The following is an 11,644-nucleotide window of genomic DNA, read 5'->3' on the forward strand; positions in this document are numbered from 1 at the left end:
TTGTTAACCGGGGCCAATGTCAGGCCGCCGCCGCAGCGATGGCGGATGCTTTGGGCATCCAGTTCCAGGGCAGCAAGTCGTCGATCCGATGAGCTGGATGCGTGGCGATCCTGGCCAGAACGTCGGCGAGCCAGGCCTGAGGATCGACGTCGTTCATCTTGGCCGTGACGATGAGGCTGTACATGGCGGCAGCGCGTTGACCTCCCCGGTCTGACCCGCAGAACATCCATGATTTTCTTCCAAGAGCGATGCCGCGCAGCGCGCGCTCGGCTGCATTGTTCGACAAACACACCCGCCCGTCATCCAGGAACAGGGTGAAGGCTGCCCAGCGCTTGAGGATATAATCGATGGCCCTGGCGAGGTCGTGGCCGCGGGAGAGCTTGGCACGCTGTTCGCGCATGTAGACCGCAAGCGCATCGACAAGCGGCTTGCTCAGGTCCTGGCGAACTGTCCCGCGCTCCTGCGCACTCTTGCCGTTGATCGGCCGCTCGATCTCGAACAGGGCGTCGATGCGGCGCACGACCTCGACCGCAAGGGGAGAGAGGGCGATCGTCTTCTTGCCCGCAGCCTGCCGCCGGGCGTTCTCCTCAAGATCGGCCATGGCGAAGAACGGGCGCCTGGCGTGAACCCAGCACCCTGCTTCCAGGATCCGCCCGGGACTTCGCTCAGGCAGATAGAGCTGGCGATACCCATCGAAGGCGTCGGCCTGGAACAGCCCGGTATATCCGGCCAGATGGGTTTGGGGATGCTCGCCCTTGCGGTCGCGGGAGTAATAGAACATCGCCGCCGGCGGCGATGCCCCACCGAACGGCCTGTCATCGCGGACGTAGACCCAACATCGTCCAGTATCGGTCTTGCCTTTGGCCAGAACCGGCACGGTGGTGTCATCGCCATGCAGGCGTTCAGCCGCCATGACATGCGCTTCAACCCGCCTCAGAACCGGGTCGAGTGCCGCGCAGCCCGACCCCACGGCGTCGGCCATGGTCGAGAGGCTGACCGGTACGCCTTCCAGGGCATAGCGCTCGGCCTGTCGGTTCAAGGGCTGATGCTGGCCGAACTTCTCGAACAGGATCATCGCCAGCAGGTTGGCGCCGGCCCATCCCCTGGGGATCACGTGGAAGGGGGCCGGCGCCTGGCTGACCTTCTCGCAATCCCGGCAGGTGAACTTCTCCCGCACGGTTTCGATCACCTTCCATTGGCGGGGGACCGCTTCCAGAGTCCGGGTTACATCCTCGCCCAGCTTGCGCAGTCGGGTTCCGCCACAGCAGTCGCATGCCGTCGGAGGATCGATCACCACACGCTCGCGCGGCAGGTGATCGGGGAAGGTGTTCCGTTCGGGGCGCTTGCGGGTGAACCCTGCCACAACCGTGGCCTTGGCCACGGCAATTTCCGCAGCCAGCTCATCCTCGGTGGCACTCGCTTCCAGTTCCTCGAACTGCAGCGCCAACTGGTCGATGAGCCGTTGCGACCGTTCGGAGCGAGGGCCGTAGATCTGCCGCTCCAGCTTGGCGATCCGCAACTTTTGATGGGCGATCAAGGCCAGATCTTCGGACGCCTGCGCGCGCGCCACCGCCAGGTCCGCGGCCACGTCCCGCGTCTTCGCGCGCTCGATCGTCAGCGCCGCTTTCAGCGCGTTGATATCGTCCGGCAGGTCGGCAAGAGCGGCGTCCACGACAAGAAGTGAATCATGAATCCCACCCGCTGACTCCTAAAAAATGAAGCGTCCCGACCTTATCCGGCGCTGCTTGGCCGCCAGCTGTGCCGCGGGTTCCGCCAGTCGATACCGTCGAGCATATAGGCCAGCTGCGACGCCGAGATTGCGACCACGCCGTCGGCCGGCGACGGCCAGATAAAGCGGCCCTTCTCCAGCCGCTTCGCATAGAGCGACATGCCCAGGCCGTCGTGCCAAAGGATCTTGATCAGATCGCCCCTGGCGCCTCTGAAGACGTACAAATCGCCAGCGTGCGGGTCCCGGCCCAGCGCCTCCTGAACCTGAAGCGCCAGCCCCGTCATCCCCCGGCGCATGTCGGTCCGGCCGACCGACAACCACACCCGCAGGTTCGACGGAACCGGGATCATCGCCGCCCAATGACAGCGACCACGCGGGCCAAGGCTGCACCATCGACGCTCGCATCGACGAGGATGCGCACGTCGTCAATGATGATTTCCATACGTCCGGCTCCAGCCCAACAAGCCGACCGCTCCAGCGCCGCAGCCGCCTCCGGGACAATGATCGCCGCCGCGAAGCCTGGCTCGTCTATCTCCGATAGGCGGCCTGCACGGGCCAGCTTGCGCCAGGCGAAAAGCTGGCTGCTCGACAGTCCATGCCGCCGAGCCGTCGAAGATGCCGCTCGGTGACCAGAATAACTCTCCGCGACGATCCGGAGCTTCTCTTCCGGCGTCCACCGCCGCCGCGATCCCGTCGTGATCACTTCAAGCCGAGAGAGCTTCGGCATAGGCGTATGACTATCCATACGCCTATTTCTTCACTCAGCACGCGCCACCGCAAGGCGGCCCACGCCGAAGGGCTACCTTTGTCGCGCCGCTGACGCCCGAAGACTTCTCACGCGCTTTCACCGAAGGAGCCGAGCCGGCTCTACGGCGCCAAGGGAGTTCCCAGATCGCTTGAGGCGTGGCGCGTGATGCTTGCTGAGGTCGAGCCCACGCTGACGCACGCGGATGTCCTTGAAGAATTCCTGGATTTAATGATGCAAGCGCCGCTCATCCCGAGGCCCTTGCGTCCGATACAACACATCATGATCCGTGCCGCTTTCGAGCTTATTCCCTCGAAACTGCGCGAGACGCTGGAACTGGATCACCGTCGCCTCACACACCTCCAGCTTAGATTCGTTAAACTGGTAGGGCGAATTGCCGATCGAACCCCCATTACCGCTGCACCTCCCGTGCAGGCTTCCATTCGAATGGGCCGCGATCCTTTCTTCCTTTATCGCTAGGTGTGGGGCGTCAACAGATTGCCCTTTTCGGTTGGTCCTTGCTGTGTAGGGCCCTGGCTCCGATCTGGCGCAGGCCATCGCAGAAGGCGTGGGCTTTGAAGCAGGGGCCATGTCGGCCATGACGCATTCTCGCAAGCAACCGTGACGCCAAATCCAGCCGCTGGAGGCAACATGGACGCCACGTTTCCTATCCTCTTGTGCCCGGAATATTCGCTGCGGCATTCAGCTTCTGCGCCGTAATGACGACCTCAAGACGATTGCGGGCGTTCAGCTTCGCCATCAAATTGGTCATGTAGCCCTTGACGGTCTTATCGCTGAGCGAAAGCTCATGGGCGATCTCGCTGTTCTTCTTCCCGAGCAGGAGCAATTTTACAATCTGCTCCTCCCGAACGCTTAGTCTGTTGCTGATCGCCTTCTGTCGTTGCAGAGCCTTATCCTGCAAGGCACCAATTACCTTGGTTGCAAAGGCTGGTGTAACATACACATCGCCCTGCTGCGTCGCCCCTAGAGCCTGGAAGAGATCCTCTCCGGGGCTCCCCTTCAGGACATAGCCCCTGGCCCCCATATCCAAGGCCCTGATTGCATCATCCGCATTTGTCGAGGCTGTGAACACAATGATCTTCGTCTCGGGAGCGAACTTCAACGCATCTGAGATTGCCTGAAAAACATCTCCCGCCATGTTGAGATCGACAATCATCTGATCGGGGTGGTGGCTTTTGGCGATCAACACGATGTCGTCCGCGACATTTCCTGTCGCGGCGAGGGTGAAACCGCCCCAACGCTTCAGCAGCGCACCAATACCCTCCATCAGCAGTGGATGATCGTCGACGATAGCAATCAAACGCTCCGGCATGGTTTTAGAACCCCGTACTACCTCCCCAGGCCGACCCGGATGTTTGCGTAGCCACCGCTTTTTGTAAATGCTTCGAAAATCGAAATATCTCTAAAGGCATCACTTAGCATCAGATCTAACTCTAGGACATTCGTGTAATTCGCGTTTCCGGAGCCTGAGCGAATGGCGTCCAAGGCTCTCGATGTGAAGCCCCGAGCCGTTGAGTTCGTGTTTTGCCTGCTGCGGTCGAGTGTACCGTGCGAGTTTCCGGGCAGAAGCCTCTAGCGTGTCTCGGCTCAGCAGCCCGCCATACTTCGGACTGATCCCAAGGCAAATATGAACCGATCGCTGTATTGAATTTATGACCTAGGGACACGAGATGTATCGTAATCGTTCTTCGTTTTCGTAGTCACTCAGAACGCGAGTGGAGCGCTCAGAAATTTAGCGTGAAGGATACCAGACATGGATCAGGACACTGGAACTCCGAATTTCGTCGAATTAACATCGGATATTGTTTCGGCTTTCGTAAGTCACAATTCGGTGCCCGCAACTGAACTGCCGGACTTGATCGCGAAGGTCCACCAATCGCTAGGGAAGCTGGTGTCGCCTGAGGTTGCCGCTCCCGTTGAAGAGAAGCGCGAGCCCGCCGTTTCAATAAAGAAATCAATCGCGCCAGATTATCTGATCTGCCTGAATGATGGACGGAGGTTCAAGAGTCTCAAGCGTCATCTGCGGACGGCTTACAATCTTACTCCCGACGACTATCGGAAGATGTGGGGCCTTCCCCCGGACTATCCGATGGTAGCCCCAGCCTATGCCGAGGCTCGGTCGCAACTTGCCAAGAAGATGGGCCTTGGTCAGCAAAGGCGGATGCGCTCGCGGGCTGCATGATGGCCCTTAGAAATTGGACGATTCGTCAAAAGAAAATCCGCCCACTGATGTGGGCGGCTTGATATCTCAGACCTTAAGATTAGCCGCAGATTCTTTGCCACTGCGGCGGTCCGCTTCAACGTCATACGTAATCTTCTGACCTTCTGCTAACCCTCGAAGACCAGCCCGCTCCAAGGCCGTTGCATGGACGAAGACATCTTTACCTCCGACATCCGGCGTAATGAACCCATAACCCTTGGTTTCGTTATACCACTTGACCGTTCCAGTCGCCATATTGGTTTCCATAGCTTTAGTGACGCGTCCCACCAAAGCGTAGGGTAGAATCCGAATTATGCAAGGCGGCATTGTAAGAGACGGTCATCTCCTCCTCCGAATTGCTTCATCTAGCCGTGAACCGCGATTGCTATCGAAAGAACACGTTCGATGACCGCTCAGCCGCGAAATGAACATTGCATTTTGGGGAGAACATAGGTTAGGTACGCGGTTAAAGCAGGCTTTTATTTCAGGAAGAACCATGCGCGAAGAAAATGACAATGTAGTTGATCTAACGGTAATGGTTGTTTCGGCCTACGTCGCCCACAACAATGTTCCTCCCGCGGACCTTGTTGCGCTAATTTCGAGCACTCATTCCGCTCTCACGCAGCTCGGAGCCAAACCCGAAGCTCCGCCTGTACCTATCGCGCTTGTGCCGGCGGTTTCGATCAAGAAATCGGTCACGCCGGACGCCATCATCTGCCTCGAAGATGGCAAGGCATTTAAATCCCTCAGGCGCCATCTGGGCACGGCCTACAATCTCACGCCTGAACAGTACCGCGCAAAATGGGGGCTACCCTCCGACTATCCGATGGTCGCACCCAACTATTCGGAAGCTCGGGCGAAGCTCGCAAAGGCTTCTGGCTTGGGGCGCAAGGCCAAGCCGGTTCCGGCGGCCGCTCCCGAGAAGCCCGTGCGTGCGAAGCGAGCTACGCGCAAGAAGGTCGCTGGCTAAGCCCTGAGACCAATCCTGTGCCAACATGGCAATCGTATCGAGCGCCAACCAGGTCGCAAGAGACCGCTACGGTTCAGGACTTCAACTGAGCCGTAGTAGGAGGCAAGCAGGCCAGCTTCGCCGCGCCATCTCACAATCGCCGCGGACTATGCCGCTGGGCGCCCTGCAGGCTCCACGATGTCTGTTAGGGCGTCTCCGGCGGTTTCCGGGCTGTCCTTGAGCGCGCCGTCAGCAAGCGAGACCACGCCGACGAGCCGCTTGTTGCGATCGACAACGGGAAGGCGTCGGATTTGGTTGTCCCCCATATTGTGGATGACGTGGTCCATCTCCTCATCCTCGAAGCAGTATTTGACATCGCGCGTCATCACGTCGCGAACCAGGGCCAACCCATCACGCCCCTCGGCAAGAGCCCGCACAACAATATCGCGGTCGGTGATCGTGCCGACCAATCGATCGACGTCGCCGACGGGTAGGAAGCCAATATCCTCTTCGGCCATACGGCGAGATACCGCCTGCAAGGTCTCGTCCGGGCGGGCGATATGAGCCCCTCGGGTCATCGCTTCGGATACCTTCATATCAATGACTCCTCTCTTCGACGTGAGGGTTCAACGCTCCGGTGCCGGTACCGTTCCAGTTGACTTCGTCACCTGCGCCGGCGCGATCGTGCCGGCGGAATCCATGCCGCCGCTATCCTCGGCAACCGCCCCTATTCCTATTTCGGCCCCCTCGGAGACCTCGTCCGAAGGCCAACGCTGACCAATGTCAACGACCCGCGCGATCCTGATCGCCTGACTTCGTCTGGGGAAACCATGCACCGCGGCTCCCGCAACGAACTCGGACGCACGTGATGGGCACGAAGTTGTCGTGATCGAGAGATGCGAACTCGCCGAACCGCTCGGCGCCGGCGCCAGCGCAGCAAGCGAAACGGCAACTTCCACCGGCCTTGCCGCTAGGCAGCATCGAGGCATGCCACGCCATCCCTGAGCTTGGGGGAGTCCCTTTGCTGCATGTGACTTCCATCACAGTCACACTGCGGATCGTCGAATATCACGCCGGACAACGCTGTGGAGACAGATCGCTAAGGACCCAAGGTCAATCGGACATCACGCCATATCCGAACATCTTCACCGCGCTTTACCGCGACACCGGCCGACTGCGACGTCGCGTCAACCGAGGTACCAGCCATGCGCAAGACCGCGATCCTTCTCTATGGCCTCCTGTCATACGCGTTCTTCTTCCTGACCTTTGTTTATGCGATCGGTTTCGTCGGCGGGTTTCTTGTGCCGAAGGGTATCGACGACGGGCCGTCAACGCCGGCTGCGCAGGCACTCCTGGTCAACTTCGCATTGCTGTCGCTCTTTGCGATCCAGCATAGCGTCATGGCCCGTCCAGGGTTCAAGCGCTGGTGGCTCGGCTGGATCGATCCCACGTTGGAGCGGCCCACTTATGTGCTGCTCGCAACGGTGGCCCTTGCGCTCCTGCTGTGGCAATGGCGGCCCCTGCCGGAGAGCGTCTGGAGCGTGACCAATCCGACGCTGGCGGCCACTCTGATCGCGCTCTCCCAGTTCGGATGGCTGTTCGTCCTGCTCTCGACCTTCATGTTCAGTCATTTCGAGCTGTTTGGGCTGAAGCAGGTATTCGTGCGTTTCGCCGACCGTAGGATGCCGGAGGCCGAATTCAGGACGCCGGGTCTGTACAAGCTTGTTCGGCATCCGATCTATCTCGGCTTCATCATCGCCTTCTGGGCTACTCCCGTCATGAGCCAGGGCCATTTGCTCTTCGCGGCAGGGACGACGGCCTACATATTGGTTGGCATCATGCTGGAAGAGCGCGACCTGATCGCGTTGTTCGGCGACGACTACAGGCGCTACCGCGAGCGCGTCGCGATGCTCCTGCCGCTTTGGGGCCAAATCCGTTCGGCGCAACGCAATCCAGCATCGCCCCGCACAAATGACACGACGTGGTCGGCTCAGCCGCCCTCACGTTCGCCCTGATCATAGGCATCAATCCGGACGCCGGGTTTTCCGAGTGCCAGAAAGGAAACTCGCGATTTCAGCGGGTTTCTCAGGGAGTGTATAACGAGGGGTAATCGGGGTCTTTCCGCTTGGCAGCGGGTTTGACTCGGGAGATCATTGCAACGCGGCTTATGTTGCTTTGGGTCTGGGGAAAAATGAGCGTCACCGCCATGCTTTACGCCCTCATTGGGCTCTCGGCTCTCCTTGTCGTGGCTGTCTTCGTGCACACGAAGGATGACAGCCGGCGTCAACGCCGGCACTACGATCTGCGGCACCGCGGCACCTACGGTGCGTTTAGCCGAAGGATCCGCATTTGAGATTGGCGATCAGTGCCAGTTGTCGATGTCACGCTCGTGGGCGTCCTCGTCAACGCTGAGCCAGCACTCGGTCATCGGGACCCAGAAGCTCTCATAGGTAAACTCGAAGCCGACATTGGCTCTACGGCGTCTGATCCGGGCCGAACCTGGGGAGGTCGCCGGGAGGCCTTGGAGATGTGTCGGCTTAACCGCTACCCGGCTCCCGCTCGAAGCATTGCATGGCGAGGTCGTGGTCAAGCAAGGACAGGATCATGCCTTGCCCCTCCGAAAGATGTGCCTGGCTGCGTTGATCTCCGGTCCGTCCGTGGCGGCAATGACGAGGCGAAGGCTTTTCGTCGCGGAGAGCCTGGTGGGCGATCGCCGCGGCCTCACCTCATCAAGCGCCCGCACCATCCTGGCGTTGGCGGGCCCTGGCTGTCACACTCCAAGGATGCCGATGGTGCCGGGATCCGGAACAGCCTCGGCCATCGCGATGGCATCGCTCTCGATCGAGGTCGCGAGGCGGCAGTAATCGTCTAAGCTAAACATCACGCAGCGTTGATCCTGGGACCACCGGGTGATCACCTCCCAGACGACGTCGTACTCCTCGCAGAGGCCGCGAAATTGCAGGACTTGCATTTGCCCGAAGCGATTGCGGAACGCGGGAAGCCTAAGCATGAGACGGGCAAGCCCGCGTTCTTGAGCCGACATGGAACGCCCTCGTGAACCCACCAGAAGACATAGGTAAGGAACGCATCGGCTACGGCGGAAGGCAGGAACGACGTCGAGTATCACCATTTCGATGGCAAATACTGACACTGAATGCCAATTACCTCAAATGTACTTTGCAGTGCGACCCACAATTTGTGCGTTCGATGCGGCATCGTAGTTAAGCAGGATTTGCCGGGTTCGCAGAAAGCCCGTGTGCCGGGGCTTCGACGGTTCTCCTGACCAATCCAGTCGACTTAGAACTCTGGATATCGTCGCCTTGAGAAGGGCCTTTAAAGAGCGCCACGAGATGGAGCGCCCGAGGCGAGGTACGCGTCGCGTCCGCTTCCGACCGAGATTGGCTGCATCGGCCAGGGCCAGCATCGCAGTGACATTCCGCGGGGTGTCGCCTGTGCCGCCGTGTGGGAAGTAGTCGGCCACCCCCGTCCGCTACACTTCCCTCACGCTCGCGACCAGGAAGTTCGAGAGGGCGGTGTTGGAGGCGGGAGTGTCGGCGCGCAGGAACCTTCCAGCCTGGGCCTCAACAAGCGGGCGGGAGACGGCGATCGCATCGTCCTCGGCGCAGCGACGACCGGGCCGATAACGTGCCCTCGCCCGAACGGCCGACACATGGCGAAGGAGACGATCTCATCATTGCGGATGAGGACGTACCCCTGCAACGCCGACAGCAAGGTTCGCCGTGGATCGAAAGCCAGTACAAGTCGGTGAAGTTCGACTGACGCTGAAACAAAAGTCCGTTCCTCAACCGCATGCGTTGGAGGGTGATTTGAGTGCAACTGGCACCCCCAGTAGCGAATACATCACCATCCGCTCGGAGCCATGGCCGCACGTCCTCTCAGACATCGGCCTAAATGATTCAAAAGAACACGTGAGCACGGCGGGTGGCGGCCCCGACTTTGCGCGTTTCTCACCAGATGGAAGATTCCGCCCCGTCGGGGTGTCTCGCAACGACGGGGCGACAAGGTGCTTAATCAGTAGCGTCACTCTGTGGCGACGGCCGCCGACCCTATAACGCCAATCCAGTCGACCGAGAATCGCGAGATACGCTGTTCCAACAAGAAAATGCCGATCGCCTTGCCTGCGCATGACGAAAACTTCGGCTTGCTTGCGGCTGACGCTACGGGATCTTCTGCACCCGGCAGTGTCACCTTAGGGAAGGGTACCGGGGAGCCTTGGATCAGTGTCAGCTTATCCGCTACCCCGGCTCCTGCCGTCGAAGCGTGTCATGGCGAGGTCGTGCAATGCCGTTTGGTGATCTCGGTAGGCCGCCTGGTCAAGAGACAGGATCAAGCCTTGCCCGTCCGGAAGATCGCATGGCTGCGTTGATCTCCGGGCCGTCCGTGGCAGCAACAACGAAGCGAAGGCTTTCCGTCGCGGAGAGACTGGTGGGCGGCAAATGGGCAAGCGTCGCGGCCCTCACCTCATCAAGCGCCTGCGCCATCCTGGCGACGCGTTTCGAAAAGACGCCCAGACACTCCCTCGCCGTCGTCACAATCACCGCCATGGCCCTATGGATCAGGTAAGTGTCCACAAATCCTAGGGGAACGGGAGTAGCGAACGGGAGATTACGCCCGTACGAGGCCGCCAGTCGCCCATGTGCAGTTCAACCCGGGACAAGCCCCGCCTCTGCCAACCAAGATCACTGACCCGCACGCGTCGTTTGTGGTCACTCGGCGGGCGTAGCCTCCAGTTAATTACTCCCGCGGGCGCAACTCTTTTCGATAGTGATCGCGACGAAACGTTCGACATGGGGGCCGTTACGATGGATCAAAGCGAGTCGGCTGGCATTCGTCACCTTATGGACGGTCCAGTCGATCGAGCACCCCGCAGCCAGAAAGTTCTCGCTCGTTTAGCGCAGACGTGTCCGCGGCTAAAGCGGCCTTGTGGATTGAACCATCATCACCGGGCCAGGCAACCGCCGCTAAAGGTTTTCGATGAGTATTACCGCGCGAAGGCAGACGGCATGTGACTCGACTGAAGATAGGCAAGAAGAACATTCTCGTGAATAGCGGGCCGATATGGCAGCCGGCCGGTGTCGCCTTACGATTCACATCTACCTGCCGGCCTTGAAGACATGAAGCGCGCGATGCCAGCCAGTATTTATCTAATAGACGACATTTCCTTCAGAAACGCAATGATTCTCCTGCTCGAGTCCTCCGGATTTCGGACGAAGTCATACGGAACGGGAGCCGAGATCTTGAACCAGCTTCCCGATAACAAGACTGATGGCTGCATTCTGCTCGATGTGGAAATTCGGGACATCAGTGGTCCTGATCTGCAACTCCGCCTGAAGGAAGCCGGTTCACGATTGCCTGTTATTTTCCTGACGGGGCACGGCGACATTCCAACCAGCGTCCGCACGATCAAGGCCGGCGCGGAAGATTTCCTGACCAAACCGGTATCCAAGGCCGCGCTCTTCGATGCGATCGACCGGGCTCTAGCGCGGTGTCGCGCCGCCAGACACCATGACGATAGTGCTGTATCGCGAGCGGTCAAACTCAGCAGTCTCACCCCTCGGGAGCGCGAGGTCTTCGCTCATGTGGCGAGTGGCCGGATGAACAAGCAGATCGCCTACGCCCTCGGGACTACCATTCGTACCGTCAAGGCCCACCGAAAAAATGTGATGGATAAAATGGCCGCCCGCTCCATTGCCGAGCTTGTGCTCACCGCGGAGCAGCTTGGTCTCATCTCCTAGGAGCCCGTCCGAGTAACGATTTTGGGGCGATTATGACGGGAAGGCTGGGCGGGAGATTTCGGTGCCCGGTCGTCATCTTGAGGCTTTTGCAAGCTTCAGGAGGTTGTGAGCGGTACAGATCATTGCCCATTCGCCTCGGACCTGATCGAGACCGCGCAGGAGCAACTGCCGGAAGCCTCTGGCTTGCTTGATCTGCCCGAACACCGGCTCGACCACCTGCTTCCTGAGGCGGTAGCGGCTCCTG

The 11,644-nt window shown here is 59.9% G+C and carries 12 protein-coding genes and 1 pseudogene; 5 read left to right on the plus strand and 8 right to left on the minus strand.

All coding sequences use genetic code 11. The features are described from left to right. Positions 1-19 precede the first annotated feature (19 nt). The 3 genes from tnpC to tnpA are packed head-to-tail and all read right to left on the minus strand — an operon-like array spanning position 20 to position 2,456. The gene (gene tnpC, locus AC1DW9_RS28660) at positions 20-1,672 is read right to left on the minus strand and encodes an IS66 family transposase (protein WP_476776776.1); all 1,653 of its coding nucleotides are present in this window, start codon (positions 1,670-1,672) and stop codon (positions 20-22) included. A gap of 59 nt (positions 1,673-1,731) precedes the next feature. Continuing rightward, positions 1,732-2,079, minus strand: a complete 348-nt coding sequence (gene tnpB, locus AC1DW9_RS28665; RefSeq protein ID WP_476776777.1) for an IS66 family insertion sequence element accessory protein TnpB — start codon at positions 2,077-2,079, stop codon at positions 1,732-1,734. Continuing rightward, positions 2,076-2,456, minus strand: a complete 381-nt coding sequence (gene tnpA, locus AC1DW9_RS28670) for an IS66-like element accessory protein TnpA (protein WP_476776778.1) — start codon at positions 2,454-2,456, stop codon at positions 2,076-2,078. The genes tnpB and tnpA overlap by 4 nt, the downstream gene beginning before the upstream one ends. 147 nt (positions 2,457-2,603) lie before the next feature. Here tnpA and AC1DW9_RS28675 point away from each other — a divergent pair. Continuing rightward, a pseudogene (locus AC1DW9_RS28675) lies at positions 2,604-2,954 on the plus strand (hypothetical protein); the annotation flags it as partial. 187 nt (positions 2,955-3,141) lie between these two features. Here AC1DW9_RS28675 and AC1DW9_RS28680 read toward each other — a convergent pair. Then, on the minus strand, positions 3,142-3,807 hold the full coding sequence (locus AC1DW9_RS28680; protein ID WP_441509068.1) for a LuxR C-terminal-related transcriptional regulator: 666 nt from the start codon (positions 3,805-3,807) through the stop codon (positions 3,142-3,144). Between the two features lie 441 nt (positions 3,808-4,248). Between AC1DW9_RS28680 and AC1DW9_RS28685 the strand changes: the two genes are divergently transcribed. After that, positions 4,249-4,677 carry a Ros/MucR family transcriptional regulator gene (locus tag AC1DW9_RS28685; protein ID WP_476776779.1) on the plus strand — a complete coding sequence of 143 codons (429 nt, stop codon included), beginning with the start codon at positions 4,249-4,251 and terminating at the stop codon, positions 4,675-4,677. Between the two features lie 66 nt (positions 4,678-4,743). Here AC1DW9_RS28685 and AC1DW9_RS28690 read toward each other — a convergent pair whose 3' ends face one another. Further along, positions 4,744-4,950, minus strand: coding sequence for a cold-shock protein (locus tag AC1DW9_RS28690; protein WP_441509066.1), 207 nt, complete (start codon positions 4,948-4,950; stop codon positions 4,744-4,746). A gap of 241 nt (positions 4,951-5,191) precedes the next feature. Here AC1DW9_RS28690 and AC1DW9_RS28695 point away from each other — a divergent pair, with 241 nt between their 5' ends. Then, entirely contained in the window at positions 5,192-5,665 is a 474-nt protein-coding gene (locus AC1DW9_RS28695) for a Ros/MucR family transcriptional regulator (protein WP_441509065.1), read from the plus strand. 146 nt (positions 5,666-5,811) lie between these two features. Here AC1DW9_RS28695 and AC1DW9_RS28700 read toward each other — a convergent pair whose 3' ends face one another. Next, positions 5,812-6,240: a CBS domain-containing protein gene (locus AC1DW9_RS28700; protein WP_441509064.1), complete on the minus strand. Its 429-nt coding sequence runs from the start codon at positions 6,238-6,240 to the stop codon at positions 5,812-5,814. Between the two features lie 609 nt (positions 6,241-6,849). On the opposite strand from AC1DW9_RS28700, the gene mddA reads away from it, so the two are divergent. Continuing rightward, positions 6,850-7,659, plus strand: a complete 810-nt coding sequence (gene mddA, locus AC1DW9_RS28705) for a methanethiol S-methyltransferase (RefSeq protein WP_441509063.1) — start codon at positions 6,850-6,852, stop codon at positions 7,657-7,659. Positions 7,660-8,414: 755 nt separating this feature from the next. Here mddA and AC1DW9_RS28710 read toward each other — a convergent pair. Further along, positions 8,415-8,687: a hypothetical protein gene (locus tag AC1DW9_RS28710; RefSeq protein ID WP_441509062.1), complete on the minus strand. Its 273-nt coding sequence runs from the start codon at positions 8,685-8,687 to the stop codon at positions 8,415-8,417. A gap of 2,104 nt (positions 8,688-10,791) precedes the next feature. Here AC1DW9_RS28710 and AC1DW9_RS28715 point away from each other — a divergent pair. Then, positions 10,792-11,400 carry a response regulator transcription factor gene (locus AC1DW9_RS28715; RefSeq protein ID WP_476777526.1) on the plus strand — a complete coding sequence of 203 codons (609 nt, stop codon included), beginning with the start codon at positions 10,792-10,794 and terminating at the stop codon, positions 11,398-11,400. Between the two features lie 72 nt (positions 11,401-11,472). Here the strand turns inward: AC1DW9_RS28715 and AC1DW9_RS28720 are convergent. Next, positions 11,473-11,644 (minus strand): transposase (locus AC1DW9_RS28720; protein ID WP_476776574.1); only part of this gene is annotated, 172 nt, incomplete at its 5' end.

Source organism: Allobosea sp. P4_E12, assembly GCF_056401655.1.